15 protein-coding genes are annotated in these 22,684 nt (G+C 75.1%); 2 read left to right on the plus strand and 13 right to left on the minus strand.

The annotated features are described in order from the left end of the window. Positions 1-118 precede the first annotated feature (118 nt). The 11 genes from H299_RS0129390 to pyrG all read right to left on the minus strand — a co-directional run bounded on the left by H299_RS0129390 (position 119) and on the right by pyrG (position 16,410). Positions 119-3,088, minus strand: coding sequence for a poly(A) polymerase (locus tag H299_RS0129390; protein ID WP_027751350.1), 2,970 nt, complete (start codon positions 3,086-3,088; stop codon positions 119-121). Then, complete coding sequence (locus H299_RS0129395; RefSeq protein WP_027751351.1) at positions 3,088-4,878, minus strand: RNA ligase family protein; 1,791 nt, start codon at positions 4,876-4,878, stop codon at positions 3,088-3,090. Before H299_RS0129395 ends, H299_RS0129390 begins: the two co-directional genes overlap by 1 nt. Before the next feature lie 110 nt (positions 4,879-4,988). Then, positions 4,989-6,242, minus strand: coding sequence for a pseudouridine synthase (locus tag H299_RS0129400; RefSeq protein WP_027751352.1), 1,254 nt, complete (start codon positions 6,240-6,242; stop codon positions 4,989-4,991). Beyond that, positions 6,242-6,955 (minus strand): SMC-Scp complex subunit ScpB, encoded by a 714-nt coding sequence (gene scpB, locus H299_RS0129405; protein WP_078513138.1) that lies wholly within the window; start codon positions 6,953-6,955, stop codon positions 6,242-6,244. The genes H299_RS0129400 and scpB overlap by 1 nt, the downstream gene beginning before the upstream one ends. Then, positions 6,952-8,040 (minus strand): segregation/condensation protein A, encoded by a 1,089-nt coding sequence (locus H299_RS0129410; protein WP_027751354.1) that lies wholly within the window; start codon positions 8,038-8,040, stop codon positions 6,952-6,954. The genes scpB and H299_RS0129410 overlap by 4 nt, the downstream gene beginning before the upstream one ends. Before the next feature lie 146 nt (positions 8,041-8,186). Continuing rightward, positions 8,187-8,840: a hypothetical protein gene (locus tag H299_RS0129415; RefSeq protein ID WP_027751355.1), complete on the minus strand. Its 654-nt coding sequence runs from the start codon at positions 8,838-8,840 to the stop codon at positions 8,187-8,189. Further along, positions 8,837-10,021, minus strand: a complete 1,185-nt coding sequence (locus H299_RS0129420) for a ParA family protein (RefSeq protein ID WP_078513140.1) — start codon at positions 10,019-10,021, stop codon at positions 8,837-8,839. Before H299_RS0129420 ends, H299_RS0129415 begins: the two co-directional genes overlap by 4 nt. A gap of 362 nt (positions 10,022-10,383) precedes the next feature. Beyond that, positions 10,384-11,499, minus strand: a complete 1,116-nt coding sequence (ald, locus tag H299_RS0129425) for an alanine dehydrogenase (RefSeq protein ID WP_027751357.1) — start codon at positions 11,497-11,499, stop codon at positions 10,384-10,386. Between the two features lie 173 nt (positions 11,500-11,672). Continuing rightward, positions 11,673-13,841, minus strand: coding sequence for a tetratricopeptide repeat protein (locus H299_RS36925; RefSeq protein ID WP_051262960.1), 2,169 nt, complete (start codon positions 13,839-13,841; stop codon positions 11,673-11,675). 232 nt (positions 13,842-14,073) lie between these two features. Then, positions 14,074-14,691, minus strand: coding sequence for an NUDIX hydrolase (locus H299_RS0129435; RefSeq protein WP_027751358.1), 618 nt, complete (start codon positions 14,689-14,691; stop codon positions 14,074-14,076). Positions 14,692-14,769: 78 nt separating this feature from the next. After that, positions 14,770-16,410 carry a CTP synthase gene (gene pyrG, locus H299_RS0129440; RefSeq protein WP_199782520.1) on the minus strand — a complete coding sequence of 547 codons (1,641 nt, stop codon included), beginning with the start codon at positions 16,408-16,410 and terminating at the stop codon, positions 14,770-14,772. Between the two features lie 355 nt (positions 16,411-16,765). Between pyrG and H299_RS0129445 the strand changes: the two genes are divergently transcribed. Next, positions 16,766-18,577 (plus strand): glycoside hydrolase family 15 protein, encoded by a 1,812-nt coding sequence (locus H299_RS0129445; RefSeq protein WP_027751360.1) that lies wholly within the window; start codon positions 16,766-16,768, stop codon positions 18,575-18,577. Positions 18,578-19,157: 580 nt separating this feature from the next. Then, positions 19,158-20,282, plus strand: coding sequence for a glycosyltransferase (locus H299_RS0129450; protein WP_037761176.1), 1,125 nt, complete (start codon positions 19,158-19,160; stop codon positions 20,280-20,282). Positions 20,283-20,343: 61 nt separating this feature from the next. On the opposite strand, the gene recN is transcribed toward H299_RS0129450, so the two are convergent. Together recN and H299_RS0129460 are read right to left on the minus strand one after the other, a co-directional pair. Beyond that, entirely contained in the window at positions 20,344-22,086 is a 1,743-nt protein-coding gene (recN, locus tag H299_RS0129455; protein ID WP_027751362.1) for a DNA repair protein RecN, read from the minus strand. A 48-nt stretch (positions 22,087-22,134) separates the two neighbouring features. Beyond that, the gene (locus tag H299_RS0129460; RefSeq protein ID WP_051262977.1) at positions 22,135-22,629 is read right to left on the minus strand and encodes a nuclear transport factor 2 family protein; all 495 of its coding nucleotides are present in this window, start codon (positions 22,627-22,629) and stop codon (positions 22,135-22,137) included. Between the last annotated feature and the right edge of the window lie 55 nt (positions 22,630-22,684).

Raw genomic sequence — 22,684 nt, forward strand, 5'->3', positions numbered from 1 at the left:
CCCTGCTAGGGGCGGAGTGCGGAGGTGTCGGCCGGGGGTGGCCGGGAGGGGTGGGGGAAGCTGCCGACAGGACCGAGGATACGGACCGCGGGCGGGGCAGCTCAGCGGCGGGGGAGGCTCAGCGCAGCGTCGGTACCTCGCCGCCGTCCACCCTCTGGACCGCGACGCCGGGCAGCCCGGCTCCCCACCGCTGGGCGAGCTGCGCGAGCCGCGTCCCGTCCGGCGGCGTACGGCCCAGGCCGATCGCGTAGCGCGCCTCGGCCGGTCCGCTCGCGAACGGGCGCGGCCAGGCGTGCGCGTCCGCCGCACCGGCCTCCTCCAGCGCGGTGAGCAGCGCCCGCACCCGGCCCCGTACGCGGCCCAGCGCCACGTCGAACTCCTCGGCGCCGCCGCTGCGCACCGTCAGCACCGCCCACGCCGCGTGCCGGCGGTGCAGCGGCGGGGGCGCCAGCAGCTCCGGCCACGGGTCGGCGCCGCCCTCCGCCGCCGACTCCAGCAGTTCCCAGGCGCGGTACAGCTCGCGGGTCAGCAGGTCCGCGCCGCCGGGGCCGACTTGCGCGGTGCAGCTGCGCACCGGAGCGGTGGGCGTCAGCACCGAGACCGCCGGAGGCCGGCCCTCGGCGGCGGGCGCGGTGGTGGTGGCAGTGGTGGCAATGGCGGCGGCGGTCAGGCCGACCGGCTCCCGCCAGTCCCAGGCGGCCCAGCTGCCGAAGAAGTGCCGGAGCAGGGCGTCGGGCGGCAGGTCGTCCGCCTCGCACACCGTCCGCGCGGCCAGCACCGACCAGGCCAGCCCCGGCAGCCCGCCGAACGGCGCGGAGTCCAGACCGCGCGCACGGGCCCACGCCTTCACCCGCCGGGCGAGCGGGCCGAACGCGGCGCGGCGGGCGCCGACCGCCGCGCGTACCGCCTCCGCGTCGGTGATCGCGCTCAGCGCGAGCGCGGCGGGCTCGCCCAGTTCGGCGCGGCGGGCCGGGGCCTCGGCGGGCGGGAGCCCTCCGGTGGGGACCACGGCCAGGTCGACGTCCATACCGGCGACGGTGAACCGCACCCCCGGCACCCGCGCGCCGGTCACCTCCCGCACCCGGACCGCCTCCGGCAGCGCCCCGGCCAGCCGCTCCCGCGCGTACCCCGCACCGAGGTCCCCGGGCAGCGCGGCGACGAGGTCGAGGTCGGCACCGGCGCGGGCGCAGTCCATCCGGCGCGAGCCGGTGATCCGGACGGCCCCCTCGCCGAGAGCCTCGCCGACGCGCCGCACCGTACGCCGCGCGAGCGTGTCGGCAGCCGCCTCGGCGGCCGCGTCCGCGGCGTACGGGGCGCCCGGTTCGGCCTCCTCGGGCAGCAGGCGGATCTCGCCCGTGCCCAGCGCGACCACGACGCGGGGCCGCATCGGCTCGTCGCCCCGGCGCGAGAGCAGGACCAGCTCCCCCACCCGCGCCGCCGTAGCGCCCAGCCGGGCGGCGCAGTCGGCGGCGACGCGCCCCGGCCGGCCGGTGCGGCCCAGGGTCAGGTGCGGGGTGAAGCCCTCGGCCCGCCCGCGGCAGCCGGGGAAGCGCTCCGCCAGCGCGCGGCGCAGGTCCGCCCACGGGGCGGCCCCGTCCGCCGCCGGATCGAGCCAGACGGTGGCGTCCGACCGGTGCGCGAAGCTGCGCACCCCCTCGAGCCGGGCGGCGAAAGGCGCGGTACGGGCCGCCACGGCGGCGACCAGTTCGGCGGCCCGCCCGAACTCCGACTCCGGCACGAAGCCGAAGAGGAGGTTGACGTGCGGCGGCCACCGGTGGAACTGCGGATCGTGCTCCCGCCGGATCTCCTGGACCCCCGTCACCGACGACGCGGGCGGCAGCCAGGCGAGGGCCGTACGGGCCGTCGTCGCGAGGTCCGCTACGTCCGACGCCCCCGGTGCGGCGCGGGCGGCCGGTGCACCGGGGGCGGGCGGCTCGGCCGGCTCGCCCGGCTCGGCCGCGAGGAGTACCTCGGCCGCGACGCCGTAGTGGTCGGAGGGGTGCAGGCCGTCCGGTGCGGGCACCTCGCCGCGCAGCGCGGCGCCCGTCGTACGGGCCCCGGCGGCGCGCAGCAGGACGCGGTCCAGCCGGGACGCCCGTCCCGAGAGCGAGGAGACGGCGGCCAGCGGGTTGGCGACCGGGTCGAAGGTGGGCGTGCGGTCCTCCGGCCCATGGAACTCCGTCCAGGCGTCGCGCAGGCCGAGCACGGCGGCCGGTCCGCCGGGGCCGTCGCGGCCGTCGTTGAAGTCGCCCAGCAGGATCAGATCGCCTTCCACGCCCGCCAAGCCCTCGGCCACCTGCGCCAGTTCGGCCCGCCGCCGCTGCGGGCCGTTGCGCGAGTGGTCGCTGCTCAGGTGTGTGCAGGCCGCCACCAGGGGCCCGGCGGCGGTCTGCACGGTGACGGCGGTGAGCGCCTTGTGCGGGCCGAGCACGTGCCGTCCCGCCTCGCGCACCGGCAGTCGGCTGAGGAGGAGCAGACCGCTCCCGGCGGCGTGAGCCGCGGCCGGGTCGGCGTCCAGCGTGTAGCCCGCACGGACCCAGTCGGCGCCCGCCAGCAGGGCGAGCAGCGGGGCCTCGACCTCCTGGAGCGCGATGAGGTCCGCGTCGGCCTCGGCCAGCGCGGCCAGCAGCAGCGGGCGGCGGCGGGCGGTTGCGATGCGGTGGCTGTCGTACCGGTCCCACAGCGTGTTCCAGGTCAGAACCTTGACGGCGGTCCCGCCCGCCGCCGCTGCGGGCGGCACGGCGGACGGCGGCACGCGCGCGGCGGGACGCCACGCCCCGGCCCCCGTGTCCCAGGAGTGCGGGGTGCGGGCGGTGAAGAACGGCGCCCGCAGGAGGCGCGGGACCCGGGCCCGGCCCGCGTCCGTCGTCCCGAGGCGGTCCGCGCCGGTGGACCGGTCCCACACCACCTCCTCGTCGGCCTCCACGAACAGCACCCGGTGCCAGGGGATGTCGCCGCCGGGGACGAACGCGGTCAGCGGCAGCCGCTTGGGCGGGGCGTTGCGCTGGTGGACGCCGAGCACGAAGCGGGCCGGGTCGAAGCGCGGGTCCCAGCGGACCTGGTGGTAGATCTCCTCGCTCGTCCGCATCACTCCTGGCCCCCGTCCACGCAGCCGCCGCCACGCAGGACGCCGTCGACGTCCTCCACGGCGCCCTGGGCCCCGATGTACCAGGTGCGGTGCGCCTGGCCGGGGTAGGGCGGCACGAAGCGGCGCAGCTGCGCGCCGAGCACCTCCGGCGGCACCGGGTGGGCACGGGTGGCGTTGCGCCGCGTCAGCTCCGCCTCCTCGACCAGGACGACCGCGTGCGTGGTCAGCGCGTCGCGGCGGCGGGCCACCGCGTGCACGAGGGAGCGCTGGTGCCGGTTGAGCGAGGTGGCGTCCCACACCGCGGTGCCGCCCGCGGCCAGCGCCGCGTCCAGCAGGCCCAGGCCCTCCCGCAGGACGTCGCCGCCTGCCCGCTGGTCGGCGCGGGCGCCGCGCCGGGAGCGCAGCGCGTCGAGCGAGACGTACGTCGCGGCGCCCCCGGGCCGCTCGCCCGCCAGCCGCTGTGCGAACGTGCTCTTCCCGCTGCCGGACGGGCCGACGAGCTGGATCAGCCGGGGGAAGCCGCCGTCCCGCCACCGCCAGGTCGCCGCCACCGCCTCCCCCGCCGTGACGATCCGCCCCCGGGCGCAGGCGTCGCGCGCCTCCGCCCAGCAGCGGTCCGCCGCGTCCGCGCCGAGCGGGGCCAGGGCCTCGCGCAGCGCCGCGCGCAGCGGCTCCAGGGGTGCCTCGCCGAGCAGCCCGGCGTCCTCCGCGTGCAGTGCCGACCAGTCGACCTGCTCCCGTGCGGTGGCGGCCGACGCCTCCGGCTCGCGGGCCAGTACGGCACCGGCGGTCGCGTGCAGCACCCCGAGATCCGCGGCGGCGGCCAGCCGCAGGAGCCCGCCGGGACGCTCCTGGTCGGGGAACGGCAGGTGCAGGGCGGTGTGCAGGCCGACCAGGTCCGCCACCCGCCGCGCCAGCGGCACGCCGAGCGCCGGGGCCAGGCGCGGCACGAGCCGGGAGCGGTCGGCACGGTGCAGCGCGGTGGCCAGCACGCCCGCCAGCCGGGCGTCGCCCGTCCGGCCCAGCACGTCGAGCCGCCCGGACACCTCGTCCACGGCCTCCTCGGCGCCGGGGTCGGCGGGGGCCGCAGTGCCTGGTGCCGCGCCGACGGCGGCCAGCAGGTCGGCCACCGGGGCCCGCGCACCGGAGCGCACCGCCCACAACGGGGCGGCCGGACCGAGGCCGTTGGGCACCACCGCGGCGTGCATCCAGTGCGTGTCCGTCCGTACGTGCCCCCGGCGCACCCACTTGGCCACGCGGCCCCCGAACTCCGCGCGGGCGAAGCCCTCGACGGTGCGCACCACGTACCCCTCCTGGCGTCCCTGGTCCAGCCGCAGCGCCCGCAGGGCCCGTTCGTCGAAGGTGCCGCGCCACAGGACCGGCGGTACGGGGATGCCCCGGCGCCGCAAAAACCGCACCGTGCCGTCCCAGTCGAGGCAGCGGTCGGCGCCGTCCCACACCGAGAAGCCGTAGAACCAGCTGTCCAGCCCCTCGTACGCCAGGGAGTGCCGGGCGTAGACGTTTTCCCCGCACACCCGCCAGCCGTGCGGCAGGGCCGGGCCGATCCGCCCCTGGAGGCCCTTGACCCAGGCGCGGGACGGGTGGTGCGCGGAGTCCAGGGAGCGGGCGTGCAGCCCGTCGGCGTACAGGGTGGTGTTCTCGCCGTCGAGCTTCTCGGTGACCACGACCTCACGGGCCCGCAGTCCGGCCAGGTCCCCCACCCGCACGTCGTCCGAGGTCGCGCCGGGGGACCAGGGAAGATGCGGCGTGCGGGGGTAGTGCGTACGCATGCCCGCTCCCCCAACGATGTGACGTTCCGTCACTGTAGGAGGAAGGGGCGGGCGGCACCATCGAATATCCCGGCACCGGGGCACCGCCGGGGCGGCGGCGCCTCAGCGGGTCAGAGACCGACCTCCTGCATCAGCATGCCGACCTCGGGGTTGGTCAGCCGGCGGAGCCAGCCGGACTTCTGGTCGCCCAGCGGGATGGGACCGAAGCGGGTCCGCACCAGCTTGTCGACCGGGAAGCCCGCCTCCGCCAGCATGCGGCGCACGATGTGGCGGCGGCCCTCGTGCAGGGAGACCTCGACGAGGTAGTTCTTGCCGGTGTTCTCGACGACCTTGAAGTGGTCGGCGCGGGCGTAGCCGTCGTCCAGCTTGATGCCGTCCTTGAGCCGCTTGCCCAGGTCGCGCGGGATGGGGCCCTGGATCGCGGCGAGATAGTGCTTCTGCACGCCGTAGCGGGGGTGGGTGAGGCGGTGGGCCAGCTCACCGTGGTTGGTGAGCAGGATGAGGCCCTCGGTCTCGGTGTCCAGGCGTCCGACGTGGAAGAGCCGCGTCTCACGGTTCTGCACGTAGTCGCCGAGGCACTGGCGGCCCTCGGGATCTTCCATCGCGGAGACGACACCGGCGGGCTTGTTCAGCGCGAAGAAGAGGTACGACTGGGTGGCGATGGTCAGGCCGTCGACCTTGATCTCGTCCTGCTCCGCGTCCACCCGGAGCCCCTGCTCCAGGACGACCTCGCCGTTGACCTCGACCCGGGCCTGCTCGATCAGGTCCTCGCAGGCGCGCCGGGAGCCCATGCCCGCGCGGGCCAGCACCTTCTGGAGGCGCTCGCCCTCCACCTCGCCGAAGGTCTTGGGCAGCTTCGCCGGTCCGTCGCTGTGGCGGGCGCGGTTGCGCGCCTCGATCTGCGCCTCGTACTCGCGGGGGCGCGCGGGCGCCGACCGCTTGCGGGCGCGGGCCTTCGGAGCGCCGCTCCCGGTGACGCTCTTGGGGCCGGTCCCCTTGCCGCCGGGGCCCTTGCCCCCGGTTCCCTTGCCGCCGGTGCTCTTGCCGCCCGCCGAGGGCTTGCCGCCCGGCCGGGCCGCGGGGTGACCGCTCTTCTCGTGGCGGCGCTCCTCGGGACGGGGCCGGTCGGTGGAGCGCTGCTGCTTCTCGTCGCTCCCCCTGGCCGTGCCGCGACCGGGCGCGCCACGGCCGGAGCCGCTGCCGCCGGAGGCGCCGCGGCCGGATGCCCCACGGTCGGAGCCGCCCGCGCCGGAGCCGCCGCGGCTGGGACCGCCGCGGCCGGATGCCCCGCGGGGCGCCCCCTGCCTGCCTCCGCCCTTGCCGTCTCGGTTTCCGCCGGTGTTACTGCCGCTGCTGCTTCGCATCAAAGATCCGTCGTCTGGGTGTCGCCGCTGTCGTCTGGGTCGAACGACGGAATGCCTTCCTGGGTCTCCCCCTCAACCGCGTCCGCCTCCGGAAGGAAGGGCGCCAGTTCCGGCAGCTCGTCCAGGCCGCGCAGGCCCATCCGCTCCAGGAAGTAGTTCGTCGTCCTGTACAGGATCGCACCTGTTTCGGGTTCCGCGCCCGCCTCCGCCACCAGACCCCGCTGGAGGAGGGTGCGCATCACGCCGTCGCAGTTCACTCCGCGCACCGCCGAGACCCGCGAACGGCTGACCGGCTGCCGGTAGGCGACCACCGCCAGCGTCTCCAGCGCCGCCTGTGTGAGCCGGGCCTGCTGGCCGTCCAGCACGAAGCGCTCGACGGCCTCGGCGTACTCGGGGCGGGTGTAGAAGCGCCAGCCTCCCGCGACGAGCCGCAGCTCGAAGCCCCGGCCCTGGCGGGCGTACTCGTCGACCAGCTCCCGCAGCGCGTCCGCGACGGCACGGCGGGGACGCTCCAGCACCTTGGCCAGGTGCTCCTCGGTGGCCGGTTCGTCGACCACCATGAGGACGGCCTCCAGCGCGGGCCCCAGCTCCAGCCCGGCCACGCCGCCCGTCCCGGCCGGCTCCCCGGCCTGCCCGGCACCCTGCGTGCCCAGGGTGTCCTCGGCGTCGCGGACACCCTCGGCCTCCCGGATCTCGTACGTCTCCTCGCTCATTTCTCTCGCTCCTCCGGCTCGCCTTCCTGGTCGAACTCGCCCGTGACCAGAGCCTCTGCGGCGACCTCCACCGCGCCGCTCCAGCGCACGGTGAGCGTCCCCAGCGCCTCCTCCTGGTCGAGCGTCACCGCCCGCTCGCGGTACAGCTCCAGCAGGGCCAGGAAGCGGGCCACCACGGTGAGGGTGTCGGGTGCGTCCTCGGTCAGCGCCGCGAAGGTGGCCTCGCCCAGCTCGCGCAGCCGGGCCACCACCAGCTCCGCCTGCTCCCGCACGCTGACCAGCGGCGCGTGGATGTGCTCCACGTACACCTGCGGCTTCGGCCGGGGCCGCATCGCCTTGACGGCCAGCTGCGCGAAACCCTCGGGCCCGATCCGCAGGGCCACCTCGGGCAGCAGGTCCGCGTGGTGCGGTTCGAGGCCGACGGTACGCGGGTAGCGGCGCCCCTCGGCGAGCAGCCGGTCCGCGAAGATGGCCGCGATCTCCTTGTACGCGCGGTACTGGAGCAGCCGGGCGAAGAGCAGGTCGCGGGCCTCCAGGAGGGCGAGGTCCGCCTCGTCCTCCACCTGGGCCGAGGGCAGCAGCCGGGCCGCCTTCAGATCGAGCAGGGTGGCCGCGACGACCAGGAACTCGGTCATCTGGTCGAGATCCCAGTCCGGACCCATGGCACGGATATGCACCATGAACTCGTCGGTGACCCGGGAGAGCGCGACCTCGGTCACATCGAGCTTGTGCTTCGAGATGAGCTGGAGGAGCAGGTCGAACGGGCCCTCGAAGTTGTCGAGCACGACCTTGAACCGGCCGTCGTCCGGCTCGGGCGAAGCTGCGTCCGGCGCGGCCGACGGCTGCGGCGGCAGGTCCGGCACCTCGGGTGCGGTGTCCGCAGCGGGCGGGGGGGCCGCGGGTGGGCCGGTCGGCGGCGGGGCCTGCGTCCCGTCCGGCGGCCCCCCGTCCTCGCGGACGGGCCCCGGCGCCTCGGACACGTCCGGCGCGCCAGGCGCACCAGACGTGTCCGGCACGGCCGTGCCCGGGCCGCGGCCCAGGAGGCGGCGGCGCGGAACCGGTGCGTGGTCGTCAGATGTCGGCATCGCCGGGCAGCGTACTGGGCCGTACCCGGGGTGGGCGCCGAGGCGCACCCCACGGCCTGCTGTTTCTCCCGGGCGCGGTGCCGGGCCGCGCCCGGGCGGTACCGGGCCGGCCGGCGGCCCGGTCGGCGGTCCCGGCGGCGGCTGGGTCAGCGCCCCCGCAGGCGCCGGACGAGGATGCTGGCGTCACCGCGCGACTCGAGGTCGGCCAGGACCACGGCGACCGCCTCGCGCACGATCCGCCCCCGGTCCACGGCGAGGCCGTGCTCGCCGCGCAGCACGAGCCGCGCGTGTTCGAGATCCATGAGTTCCTCGGCCGACACATAGACCGTGATCTTCTCGTCATGGCGTTCCCGGCCGCTGGGCCGGCGGTTCGCGGCCCGGCTGCGGCGACCGCCCGAACCGCTCGCCGCCTGGCGGCCCTTGGCCTGGCCGCGGGGGGTGGCGGGCGCCGTCTGCGCGCCGCGTCCGCTGAGCGGGCGGCGCGCCTCCTGCTGGTCCTGGCCCGCGTACGGGGCGGAGCCCCCGGCGGAGTTCGCCCCCTGCCGGCCCGGGTTCTGGCTCGGTACGGAGACCTGCGGCCCGGACCGCTGCTCGCGCCCCCCGGGCTCACCCGTCCCGGCGGTGTCCGCCGGGACGGCGGTCCCACCCGCGCCGTCGTCCGCCAGGTCGCGCCCGCCCGGCTCCCCCGGTTCGCCTGCGGGCGCGGGCACCCGGGGCTCGTCGCTCTGCTGGGGGGCGGACGGCTGGACCGCGGAGCCCCCGGTCGTACGGAACAGTTCGTCGGCTGCCGGGAGACTCACTCGGCGTGGCACCGGGCGAGCACCTCCCTGGCCAGCTGTCGGTAGGCGGCGGCGCCGACGGAGTTGGACGCGTACGTCGTGATCGGCTCGCCCGCGACCGTGGTCTCGGGGAAGCGGACCGTGCGCCCGATGACGGTGTGGTAGACGTGCTCGTCGAACGCCTCGACGACCCGGGCCAGCACCTCGCGGCTGTGCACCGTGCGCGAGTCGTACATGGTGGCCAGGATGCCGTCCAGCTCCAGGTCCGGGTTGAGCCGCTCCTGCACCTTCTCGATCGTCTCGGTCAGCAGGGCCACGCCGCGCAGCGCGAAGAACTCGCACTCCAGCGGCACGATGACCTTGTGCGCGGCGGTGAGCGCGTTGACCGTGAGCAGGCCCAGCGAGGGCTGGCAGTCGATGACGATGAAGTCGTAGTCGGGCAGCAGCGGCGCGAGGGAGCGCTGGAGCGTCGACTCGCGGGCGACCTCGCTGACGAGCTGCACCTCGGCCGCCGACAAGTCGATATTGCTGGGAAGCAGGTCCATGCCCGCGACCGCGGTCTTCAGCAGCACCTCGTCGGCCGCCATGCGGCGTTCCATCAGGAGGTTGTAGACCGTGAGGTCCAGCTCCATCGGGTTGACCCCGAGCCCTACCGAGAGGGCGCCCTGCGGGTCGAAGTCGACGAGCAGCACCCGGCGGCCGTACTCGGCGAGGGCGGCGCCCAGGTTGATGGTCGAGGTCGTCTTGCCGACCCCGCCCTTCTGGTTGCACATCGCGATGATCTTGGCGGGGCCGTGCTCGGCGACGGGGCCCGGGATCGGGAAGTAGGGCAGCGGGCGCCCGGTGGGTCCGACCCGCTCACGGCGCTGGCGCGCCGCGTCGGGTGCGAGGGTGGCCGCGTACTCGGGATCGGGCTCGTACTCCGCGTCGGGGTCGTAGAAATGCCCCTTGGGCAGATCGCCGTAGTTCGGATCGTAGTCGGCGAGTCGATTTGCGGACTGACCGTCCGTAGCGTCGCCGGCCATGGCGTTCACGTAGTGGCCGTCCATGCTCTGGTGGGCTGTCGTGCTCGGTGAAGGGCTCTGGTGGGCGGTGAAAGTGCGGACAGCGACGGAGCCGACAGCCTCGGGCCGCGCGGGGCCCTGGTCCCGTACCGGCGCTCCTGGTTGACCACCCCCGGGAGTAAATGTCGACTCATTCACAAGTCGTCCTACCTCCTTGGCGACCCAGGAAACATATAGACAGGTCAGCGTTGCACCATGCCGACGTTTGGCGACTCTATGGCGTGTCGGTGGTTCACAGCAACACAATCCGCCGGAGTCAGCGGGATGTGTCGGCAATCGAACGTGCCGCTGTCAAGGCCATGGGGGGCGCATCCGCGAGGTTTCACCACCGCGCGAATCGGTTAAACAGTTATGTTCAAGGCGAGTTGACTCGCGATTGTGCCGCAGGCGCGGGACGGGACATGCCGCCGGGCCCGCCGCACTTCCCGCGGCGGGCCCGGTGACGTGACGTTGCCGACGTTGACGGGTGTCGTCAAATCGTTGTCCGCGAGGTCGACTTGTCAGCCGAGCAGCTGGTTCAGGTCGTGCACGGGCAGGCCGTGCGCCTCGGCGACCGGGCCGTAGACGACCGCGCCCTCGTGCGTGTTGAGGCCCTTGGCCAGTGCCGCGTCCCGGCGCAGCGCGTCCCGCCAGCCGTGGTTCGCCAGCTCCACGATGTACGGAAGGGTGGCGTTGGTGAGCGCGTAGGTCGAGGTGTTCGGCACCGCGCCCGGCATGTTCGCGACACAGTAGAAGACCGAGTCGTGCACCCGGAAGGTGGGCTCGGCGTGCGTCGTCGGACGGGAGTCCTCGAAGCAGCCGCCCTGGTCGATCGCGATGTCGACAAGGACACTGCCCGGCTTCATCCGCGAGACCAGTTCGTTGGTGACCAGCTTGGGCGCCTTGGCGCCCGGGATCAGCACCGCGCCGATCACCAGGTCGGCGTCGAGCACGGCCTGCTCCAACGAGAGGGCGTTGGAGGCCATGGTCTGCACCCTGGTGCCGAAGACCCGGTCGGCCTCCCGCTCCTTGTTCACGTCCTTGTCCAGCAGCGTGACGTGGAAGCCCATGCCGACGGCGATCTGGGTGGCGTTCCAGCCCGAGACGCCGCCGCCGATGACGACCGCCCGGCCCGCGCTCGTACCCGGCACACCGCCCGGCAGGACGCCGCGCCCGCCGGCCGAGCGCATCAGGTGGTAGGCGCCGACCTGCGGGGCGATCCGGCCCGCGACCTCGGACATCGGGGCGAGCAGCGGCAGGCTGCGGTTCGCGGCCTCCACCGTCTCGTAGGCGATGGCCGTGGTGCCCGACTCCAGCAGCGCGTCGGTGCAGGCGCGGGAGGCGGCGAGGTGCAGGTAGGTGAAGAGCGTCTGGTCCTTGCGGAGCCGGTGGTACTCCTCGGCCACCGGTTCCTTGACCTTCAGGAGCAGGTCCGCGACGGCCCAGACCTCGTCGGCGCCCGGCTGGATGACGGCGCCCGCCGCGATGTACTCGTCGTCCGAGATGGAGGAGCCGTTGCCGGCTCCCTGCTGCACGTGGACCTCGTGTCCGTTGCGAACGAGTTCATGCACGCCGGCCGGGGTGATGGCCACGCGGAACTCGTTGTTCTTGACCTCGGTAGGGATGCCGACCTTCACGTCGATCACGGTCCTTGCCTGTAAGGGTGCAGATGAGACCGAGGGGAATCCGTCTGGATCAGCATATAAGGGTGGATGCCGGATGCCATCGGAGTGTCCACGGCCAGGCCAGTTTAATGAAGGACCGTCCACTGTCCAGCCTTGCAAAGCTTCAATTCTTCCCCGGAAAGCTATTACTTTCGCAGGTTGCGCCCGACGGACGTCGAGGTGACACCCACCGTGCCGGAACTCTCGCTCTCCGTGTCCGTCGCGGCGTCACCGCGCAGCAGCAGGCTCTCGGCCGCCTCGCGGTGCGCCCGCGCCGCGGCCGGGTCGCCCGCCCGGTCGCAGGCGTCCGCGAGCCGCCGCCGCAGCTCCGCCTGCAAGCCGGTGTCCGCACCCCGGCGCGCGGCGGCGAGCGCCTCCTCACCGGTGCGCAGCGCCTCCTGCGGGCGCCCCGCGTACTCCTGCACCCGTGCGACCTCGCTCAGCGCCCGCGCGTGGCCCGCGGGGTCGCGCAGCCTGCGGTGTGCCGCGGCGGCGGCGCGCCACTCGCGCAGGGCGTCCCCGCCACGGCCCTGGTAGAGGTGCGCGGCGCCGAGGCGGGCGTGCAGCCGGGCGGCCGACGGCAGGTCGCCCTCCGTCTGCCGCAGGGACAGCGCGCGGCCGTACCAGTCGGCGGCGCGGGGCCAGTCCCCCAGTTCGGCGTACGCGCCGCCCAGCGACTCCAGGGCCCGCGCGGCGGCGGGGTCGTCGCCGCAGGCGCGGGCGGCGTCCAGCGCGCCCCGGTAGCGGGCGACGGCCAGCTCGAGTCGGCCGCCGTGCGCGTCCTGGTCCGCGAGGTTGAGGAGCGCGGCCGTACGCTCCCGGGGCAGGTCGCGGCGTTCGGTGACGCGCAGGACCAGCTCGTGCAGCCGGTAGAGGTCGGGGGCGGCCTCCGCCGGGGAGCGGTGGGCGGCCAGGGCCCGGGAGAGGGCGTGGACGAGCCGGCGGGCCAGCGTGTCCAGCGCACCGCCGTCCTCGGCCACGGCCTGGCGGGCGGCGGCGAGTATCGCGGCCCGGCGCCGCTCCAGCCAGCCGCCCGCCTCGGCGGCCCCGGCGAAGCGCAGCTCGCGCGGCAGGCCCGCGAGCTTCTTGCGGGCCGGGGAGCCGCTCGGCTCCGTGACGGCCCAGCAGGCGTGCAGGCGGCGTACGGTGCGCTCCAGCATCCGGGCGCGGGCCAGCAGGAGGTCCGCGGGGCGCTCCGCCGCCACCAGTTCGGCACGCAGCAGCGGGTCGAGGCAGCCGGGCACCTCGTAGCGGCACTCCCCGGCGCACGAGGCGGCCGGGACGGCCTGGGCAGCCGAGGCAGCCGAGGCAGCCGGGGCGGAGCCGTACGGAGCGCCGTCGCCGTCGCCGTCCCGCACGCGGTGCAGCAGCCCCAGCGCCGTCAGCTCCTCCAGCGTGCCCGCCGCCCCGTCCACCGCGCAGCCCGCCAGCGCGGACGCCGTGTGCGCGTCCACCGCGCCCGCCGGGGCCAGCGCGAGCAGCCGCAGCAGCCGGGCGGCGGGGCGTGGCAGCGAGCCGAGCACCAGGTGGAAGGCGCGGGCCAGCAGGTCCGGGCTCCGCTCCCCGGGAGGTACGGGTACGGCCTCCAGCCGCTCGGTTGCCTCCGAGACGGACACCTTGGGCCGGGCGGCCAGCCAGCCGCCGACCAGGCAGAGTGCGGCGGGCAGGTCGCCGCACGCCTCCGCCAGCGACTCGGCGCGGCGCGGGTCGACCGTCAGCCGGGGCGCGGCTCCGGCCCGGCTGCGCAGCAGTTCGACGGCGGCAGCCCGGTCCAGGCCGCCCACCGTGCACGGCCGTACCTCGGGCACCCCGGTCAGCGGTCCGGCGGCGACGGCCACCACGAGGCAGTCGCGGCCGTCGGGAAGCAGTTCCAGCAGCTGTTCGGCGTGCTGCACGTCGTCGAGCAGCAGCAGGAAGCGGCGCCCGGTGAGCGCGGCGCGCAGATCGTCGGCGAGGTCCTCCTCCAGGGCGCCCGCCGGTGCGGTCTCCAGCCCCATTGCGGCGAGGAGTTCGCGGGCGGTGCGCTCGGTGGGCACCGGTACGCCGCCGGGGTCGGCCAGCCGGGCGCGCAGGATGCCGTCCGGGTAGTCCCCGGCCAGCCGGCGCGCCAGCTCCTCGGCCAGCGCCGTACGGCCGGAGCCGGGACGGCCCGCGACGAGCAGGACGCGGCTGTGCGGCACGGGGCGACCGGCGAGGGTGCTCAGCCCAGCCCGTCCGATGTCGGCCCGCAGCTCACGCAGCTCACGCGCGCGCCCCGTGAACCCGCCCGCCGCGGGCCGACCCGGCCTGCCGTCTCGCACCGCCTGATCCGTCACGGGCCACGCTCCGTCCCTCTGAGCCTGTGCGTACGAGCCCGCCGCGACCGCGAGCGGGGAGGCACCGAGCGTAAGTCACCCCGGCCCGCTCCCGCCGGAGCGCACGGCCCTCGGACCCGGCGAAGATCACCGCATCGGATCATCTGCGGATCTCCCGGGGCGCGTCGGCCACGGGCGCCGCGGCACGGGGGCACCGCGGCATGGGACACCCGACCGGCCCGCGCCCGGCGGCTCAGGCCTCGAAGGGCCGGGCCGGCCAGGGCGCGTCCGCGGGCCGCAGCGACTCCACACCGTCGCCCGCCAGTACGGCGGTCAGCGCCAGGGCGCCGACCACCAGGCAGTTGTTGTGCAGCTCCCCGGCGAGGACCGAGCGTACGAGCGCGGGCAGCGGCACCCGGGTGTGCTCCATCTGCGCCTCCTCCTCGGCGACCGCGAAGCGCTCGCCGTCGGCCGGGGAGATCTCCCGGGCCAGGAAGATGCGCACAGCCTCGTCGCAGCCGCCGGGCGTGGTGTAGACGTCGGTCAGGACACGCCAGTCCTCGGCCTTGACGTGCGCCTCCTCGTACAGCTCGCGCCGGGCCGCGTGCAGCGGGTTCTCGCCGGGGACGTCCAGCAGTCCGGCGGGGATCTCCCACAGCTTCTGCCGCACCGGGTGCCGGTACTGGCTGAGCACGAGCACGCGGTCGCGTTCGTCCAGCGCGAGGACGGCGACCGAGCCGGGGTGCACCTGGTAGTCGCGGCGGGCGACGCTGCCGTCCGGCATCCGCACGTCGTCCGTGCGCACGCTGGTCTTGGCGCCCCTGAACGGCGTCCGGCTCGCGGTGACCTCCCACTCCTGCGGGACGTCCACGACGTGCGGGGCGCCGTCGGCACCGCCGCCCGGCCGGGCCGCCCGTACCGGCGGTGCCGTCTCCTGTCCGCCCACCGCTCAGCCCTCCTGGCCGGCGCGGCGCGCGACGGCGGCCTTCACCAGGCCGGCGAAGAGCGGGTGCGGCCGGGTCGGCCGGGAGCGCAGCTCGGGGTGCGACTGGGTGGCGACGAGGTAGGGGTGGGTCTCGCGCGGGTACTCCACGTACTCGACGAGCTTGTTGTCCGGGGAGGTGCCGGAGAAGCTGAGCCCGGCCTTCTTCTCCAGTTCGGAGCGGTAGGCGTTGTTGACCTCGTAGCGGTGCCGGTGGCGTTCCTCGACGTACTGCTCGCCGCCGTACACCTCGCGCACGATCGAGCCCTCGGCGAGCCGGGCCGGGTACATGCCCAGCCGCATGGTGCCGCCCATGTCGCCCTCGCCGGCCACGATGTCCAGCTGCTCCTCCATGGTGGAGATCACCGGGTCGGTGGCGGCCTGGTCGAACTCGGTGGAGTTGGCGCCGGTGATGCCCGCGAGGTTGCGGGCGGCCTCGATGACGACGCACTGGAGGCCGAGGCAGAGTCCGAGCAGCGGAATGCGCTGCTCGCGGGCGTAGGTGATCGCGGAGACCTTGCCCTCCACGCCCCGGTCGCCGAAGCCGCCGGGCACGCAGATCGCGTCGACGTCGCGCAGCTGGCGCTCGGCACCAGCCGCCGTACGGCAGTCGTCCGAGGTGACCCACTTGATCGTGACCCGGGCGCTGTTGGCGAAGCCGCCCGCCCGGATGGCCTCGGTCACCGACAGGTAGGCGTCGGGCAAGTCGATGTACTTGCCGACCAGGGCGACGGTCACCTCGTGCTGGGGCTGGTGCACCCGGCGCAGCAAGTCGTCCCACTGGGTCCAGTCCACGTCACGGAAGGGCAGGTCGAGCCTGCGGACGACGTAGGCGTCCAGGCCCTCGCTGTGCAGCACCTTGGGGATGTCGTAGATGGACTTGGCGTCGATGGCGGCGACCACGGCGGCGTCGTCCACGTCGCACATCAGCGAGATCTTGCGCTTGATGGCGGTGGGGACCTCGCGGTCGGCGCGCAGCACGATGGCGTCGGGCTGGATGCCGATGCTGCGCAGGGCGGAGACCGAGTGCTGAGTGGGCTTGGTCTTCAGCTCGCCGGAGGGGCCGATGTAGGGCAGCAGCGAGATGTGGACCACGAAGACGTTGTCCCGGCCCACCTCGTGCCGCACCTGACGGACGGCCTCCAGGAAGGGCAGCGACTCGATGTCGCCGACGGTGCCGCCGACCTCGGTGATCACGACGTCGACGTCGTCGGTGGCCATCCGGCGGATGCGGTGCTTGATCTCGTTGGTGATGTGCGGGATGACCTGCACGGTGTCACCGAGGTATTCGCCGCGGCGCTCCTTGGCGATGACCGAGGAGTAGACCTGGCCGGTGGTGACGTTGGCGGAGCCGTCCAGGTCGACGTCGAGGAAGCGCTCGTAGTGCCCGATGTCCAGGTCGGTCTCAGCGCCGTCGTTGGTGACGAACACCTCGCCGTGCTGGAACGGGTTCATCGTGCCGGGGTCGACGTTGAGGTAGGGGTCGAGCTTCTGCATCGTCACGCGCAGGCCGCGCGCCTTGAGCAGCGCGCCCAGGCTGGAGGCCGTGAGCCCCTTGCCCAGGGAGGAGGCCACACCCCCGGTGACGAAGAGGTGCTTTGTCGTCATGGATGACAAGGATGCGGTCGGCATGGCCAAGAGGGAGCTCCCGTGGTCGCGAAGTGACATGCGCACCGGCGCCCCGATCGATGACCGGCCGGGGGTGCCGTCGCTGCGGTTCGGGGAGCTGGCGTATCGACGGATCGCGTTTTTCTGCCCACCGGTCCACGGGCCACCAGGGTATCAGCGACGGGCCCCCGCCGTGCCGCGCGGCGTCCGGGGCACCCGGCGCGACAATTGGGGGCGACCGGAGTCGCCAAGCAGTGCGCAAGACCGCCACACACCATCTAAGCTGCACGAATACCCGGATGGGCAGAGGTGAAATCGCGCGTCCCGCGGGGGCGTAGCCGCAGGTTGACTGGAGATTCGCGTGGCTGGTCGCATCGAGGATTACGCACTTATCGGGGACATGCAGACCGCCGCCCTCATCAGCCGGGACGGCTCGGCCGACTGGATGTGCCTGCCGCGATTCGACTCGCACGCCGTCTTCGCCGGGCTGCTGGGGACCGAGGAGCACGGCTTCTGGCGGCTGGGCCCCGCCCACCCGGCGGGCGGTGAACCGCCTCAGGCGACCCGCCGCCGCTACCGCGGCGACTCGCTCGTGCTGGAGTCCGAGTGGGACACGCCGCGGGGCACCGTCCGGGTCATCGACTTCATGCCGCCGCGCGGCACGGACGCCCCGCAGCTCGTCCGGATCGTGGAGGGCGTCCGCGGCCGGGTGCCGATGCGCTCGGCGCTGCGGATGCGCTTCTCCTACGGCTGGGTGGTGCCGTGGGTGCACAAGGTGGACCAGCGCACCGTCGCGGTCGCCGGGCCCGACTCGGTCTGGCTGGACACCGACGCGGAGACCTACGGCAAGGACCTCACCACCTACTCGGACTTCACCGTCGCGCCGGGCGACCGCATGGCGATGACGATCACCTGGCAGCCGTCACACAAGCAGCCGCCTCCGGTGCCCGACCCGGCCTCCGCGCTGGAGGCGACCGAGGAGTTCTGGCGCGAGTGGGTCGAGACCTGTACGTACCACGGCCCCTACCGCGAGGCCGTGGTCCGCTCGCTGATCACCCTGAAGGCCCTGACCTACGCGCCCACCGGCGGCATCGTCGCCGCGCCCACCACCTCGCTGCCCGAGGAGATCGGCGGCTCCCGGAACTGGGACTACCGCTTCACCTGGCTGCGGGACGCCGCGATCACCCTCTCCTCGCTCCTGCGCACCGGCTACCGCGAGGAGGCCCGCGCCTGGCGCGAGTGGCTGCTGCGCGCGGTCGCCGGGGACCCGGAGCACCTCCAGATCATGTACGGCATCGCCGGTGAGCGCGATCTGGGCGAACGCGAACTGGGCTGGCTGCCGGGGTACGAGGAGTCCGGCCCCGTCCGGATCGGCAACGGCGCCGCCGGGCAGCTCCAGCTGGACGTCTACGGCGAGGTGACCGAGGCGCTGCACCTGGCCCACATGACCGGGCTGGCGCGCAACGACTACGCCTCCCTCCTCCAGCTCAAGCTGATCCACTACCTCGAGGACCACTGGGACGAGCCGGACGAGGGCATCTGGGAGGTGCGCGGCCCGCGCCGCCACTTCGTGCACTCCAAGGTGATGGCGTGGGTGGCCGTCGACCGCACCATCAAGCTCATAGAGTCCGGCGAGGTGGACGGCCCGCTGGGGCGCTGGCAGCGACTGCGCGACGAGATCCACCGCGACGTCTGCCGCAAGGGCTACGACCGCGAGCGCAACACCTTCACCCAGTCCTACGGCTCGCAGGAACTGGACGCCTCCCTGCTGCTCATCCCGCAGATGGGCTTCCTGCCCCCGGATGACAAGCGCGTCATCGGCACCATCGAGGCCATCCAGCGGGAGCTGTCCACCCCGGACGGCTTCGTGCGGCGCTACCCCACCGGCGGCGCCGACGCCGGGGTGGACGGTCTGGAGGGTGACGAAGGCGCCTTCCTCGCCTGCTCGTTCTGGCTCGCGGACGACCTCGCGATGATCGGGCGCGTCGAGGAGGCGCGCACGCTCTTCGAGAAGCTGCTGTCGCTGCGCAACGACCTCGGGCTGCTCGCGGAGGAGTGGGACCCGAAGCTGAAGCGCCAGGTGGGCAACTTCCCGCAGGCGTTCAGCCACGTGCCGATGATCGACACAGCGCTGCGGCTGACGACCTCGGCGTCGTACGGGGGCTGACCCGGGCGGAGGCCGGTCCGGCGGGCAGATCTCTCCGTGCAACGCACCGCGCCCATGTCGCGGTGATCGCCCGGGAGTACGGCCTGCCCCGGCCGTCGTGGACGTGGCGGGGGCCACCCGCCCGATCCGGGACGGGCGGCGCCTGCGCGTGTCCGGAACCGAGGGGTACGTCGAGGTCGGTCCTGCCCTGACGGGCAGGGGACTGCCGCCGTACAGGCACAGGTGCGGGTGCGCGTACCGTCGGCCGGGCCGATCCTCCGTCGACGACGGGGCGTCAGGAGGTGGCGGGCCGGGGCGGATCGCGGCGGAGCCGCTGCCGCAGGGCACGCCGGGCTCGGTGAGCGCTCCCCCGGCCCGGCCGCGCGTCCGCGCCTCCGGCTGGCCCGGCGGCCGTACGCGGCACCCGTTCGCCGAACTCGCGCTGTCGCCCGGCCGGGTGATCCCGGTGGAGCGCCGACGTGCCGTGCCGCCCCGGCCGCCGGAAGCCGGTGTCCGCGCGACGTCACGGACTGGCATCCTGGGCGCAGCGCATCCCACCCCGCCGCACGCCCGTCACTCGCCACCCCGGAGTCCGACCGCTGTGAGCCGTCCCCACGAGCAGCCCCCGTCACAGCGCGGCAGGGCACCGTTGCACGTCGTCCAGGTCCTGGGCGGTGAGGCGGCGAACCCCGCAGCACGGGCGCACGTACGCGCGCTGACCGCCGAACTGGCCGCGCACGGCCTCCGGGTCACGGTGTGCGCACCGCACGAGACCGCCGGGCTGGCACGGCTGCGCGCCGCCTGTGCGGACGCCGGACTGGTGCACGCGCACGGGCTGCGGGCGGGCTTGCGCGCCGCGCTCGCGCTGGGCGCCCGAGGGCGCCGGGTGCCGCTGGTCACCACCCTCCACTCCCCCGGCACGGCGGCGGCAGGCGGGAGCGCGGCGGGCTCACCGGCCCGCCCGCCGGGCCGGCTGCTGGCACGGCGGGCGGCCCGGCTGCCCGCCGTCGTACTGGGCGCGACGACCGAGCTGGTCGACCTGGCGCGCGCCCACGGCGCGCGGGACGCGCGGCTCGCGCCCCTTCCACTGCCCGACGGCGGTCTGCCCGGCGCCCCCTCCGGTCCGTGGGACGCGGACGCCGCCGCCAAGATCCGGGCCGAGATCGGCGCGGTGGACCAGCCCCTGCTGTTCGCCCACGGCCCCCTCGAACCGGCGGGGGACCACGACGTCCTGCTCACCGCGGCCCGCGCCTGGCGCGGCCTGGAGCCGCCGCCGTTGCTGGCCGTCGTGGGCGAGGGGCCGCTGCGGGCGGCGTTGCAGGCCAGGATCGACGCGGAGCAGCTGCCCGTACGGCTGCTGGGTGAGCGGGACGACGCGGCCGCGCTGCTGGCCGTCGCGGAGGTCGTGGTGCTCGCGGCCGGCCCTGGGGCGGTGGGCGCGGACGCGCTGCGGGCCGGGGTCGCGCTGGTGGCCGGTGCCGCGGACGGGGCGCGGGAACTGGTGGGCGCGGGCGGCCTGCTGGTGCCGCGTGGCGATGCGGACGCGCTGGCGGGTGCGGTGTCCGGGCTGCTCGCCGATCCGCCGCGCCGTACGGCGCTCGGGGCGGCGGGCCGGGCGCGGGCCGCGGCTGCGCCGACCCCGGCGGACACCGCGGCCCAGGTACTGAGCGTCTACGACGAGCTGACCGCCGCCCGCCCCCGCGGGCGGGCAGGCGGGCCGGAGTGAGGCGGACCGGCCGCGGGGGCGCGCGGACGGCCGGACGCGCCGTGAGCCCGCCCCGCCCGCGTCAGCGCCCCGTACGCGCGGCGGCCAGCAGCTCCTCCGCGTGCGCGCGGGCCAGCTCGGAGTCCTCCTGCCCGGCGAGCATCCGGGACAGCTCGCGCACCCGCTCCTCGCCCTCCCGCACCCGCACACCGCTGCGGGTGACGGACCCGTCGTCCGTCTTCTCGACCACCAGGTGCCGGTCGGCGAAGGCCGCCACCTGCGGCAGGTGGGTGACCACCACGACCTGCGCGGTCCGGGCCAGGCGTGCCAGGCGCCGTCCCACCTCGACCGCCGCCTTGCCGCCGACGCCCGCGTCCACCTCGTCGAAGAGGTAGGTCGGCACCGGGTCCGAACCCGCGAAGACCACCTCGACCGCGAGCATCACCCGGGACAGCTCGCCGCCCGAGGCGCCCTTGGCGATGGGCCTGGGCGGTGCGCCGGGGTGCGGGGCGAGCAGCAGTTCCACGTCGTCGGTGCCGTGCGGCCCGAAGGCGACGGTACGGCCGCCCGCGTCGAGCCCGTCCGGGTCCTCGCTCCGGCTCAGCTCGAAGGTGACCCGCGCGTGCGGCATGGCCAGCTCCGTGAGTTCCTCGGTGACCGCCTCGGCGAACCGTTTGGCCGCATCCGTACGGGCCTCGGTCAGGCGCTGGGCGAGGACGGAGAGTTCGGCGCGCAGCGCGTCGCGCTCCGCGCCCAGCTCCCCGATGCGGTCGTCGTCGCCGGAGAGTTCGGCGAGCCGGGCCGCGCCCTGCTCCGCCCAGGCGAGGACGCCGTCGATGTCCTCGCCGTACTTGCGGGTGAGGTGCGTCAGCTGCGCGCGCCGCTCCTCGACGGCGGCCAGCCGCAGCGGATCGGAGTCCAGGTCGTCGGCGTACCCCGCCAGCTCGCCCGCCACGTCGGAGAGCAGGATGGAGACCTCGCCCAGGCGCTCGGCCAGCGAGCCGAGCGCCGGGTCGTGCGCCTGTACCGCCTCCAGCGCACGCTGGGCGCCCGCCACGAGCGTCGCCGCGTCCACCCCCTCCTGATCGGCCGGGTCGCCCGCCAGGGCACCGTGCGCCTCGGTGGCGGCGGACGCCAGCGCCTCGGCGTGGCCCAGCCGGCCGGCCTCGGAAGTGAGTTCGGCGTCCTCGCCCGGGCGCGGCTCGGCGGCGCCGATCTCCTCCAGCCCGAAGCGGAGCAGGTCGGCCTCCTGGGCGCGTTCGCGCGCCAGGGTGGTCAGCTGGTCCAGCTCGGCGGAGACGGCGCGCAGCCGCGCGTAGGCGTCGGCGTACTCGACGAGCGGGCCGGACACCGCCTCGCCCGCGTACCGGTCCAGCGCCTGGCGCTGCCGTGCGGGCCGCAGCAGCCCCTGCTGGTCGGTCTGCCCGTGCACCGCCACCAGGTCGTCGCGCAGCTCGGCCAGCAGCCCCACCGGGGCCGACCGGCCGCCGACGTGCGCACGGGAGCGGCCCTCGGCCGAGACCGTACGGCTCAGGAGCAGCACGCCGTCCTCCAGCTCGGCGCCCGCCTCCTCGGCCCGCAGCGCCGCGGCCTGGCCCGGCGCCACCGCTATCCGCCCCTCCACCACCGCGGCCTTGGCCCCCACCCGCACCAGGGCGGCGTCCGCCCGGCCGCCCAGCAGCAGGCCGAGGCTGGTGACCACCATGGTCTTGCCCGCGCCGGTCTCGCCCGTCACCGCCGTGAAACCGGGTGCCAGCTCGATCACGGCGTCATCGATCACGCCCAGGGCTCTGATCCGCATCTCCTCCAACACGGGTACGACCATACGAGGTTCCCCGGCCGACGCCACCCCGGGGCCGCATGGGGCTCCCGCTCAGACCCCCGCCGCCTGGTGCCCGCACGCCTCGGCGACTGCGGCGGTGTCCCAGTAGAAGGGGCGGATCTCGCGGATGGCGCCGCCCTGGACGGTGACCGTCTGGAGGATCGGGAAGTCCAGGGCGCGCCCCGTGGCGCGAGCGCGGGCGCGCACCCGGGTGTGCACCACCAAGGTCGCGTCCGGCGCCGTCCCGCCCGTCGCCAGGAACCGCTGCTCCCCTATCTCGAACGACTCCCAGACCGCGCTCATCGCCTCGAAGAAGTCGGCCATGCCCGCATGCCCCCGCCACGTGCCGCCGTAGGGCAGGGCCGCGGCCTGGTGCAGCACGACGTCGGCGGCGAAGAAGGGGGCGAGCAGGTCGAAGGAGGCCCGGCCGGGGCCGCCGGCCGCCAGGTAGCGGGCCTCGGCCGCGTACATGCCGCGCAGCACGGCCAGCGGCGCCGCGGCGGGGGCGTCGTTCGTGTCGTTCGTGTCGTTCGAATCATTGGTCATGCGGTCCAGCATCGACTCCGGCGACGACCCGTACCGGCGGATTCCGGACGTCGCA

Source organism: Streptomyces sp. CNH287, from assembly GCF_000424825.1.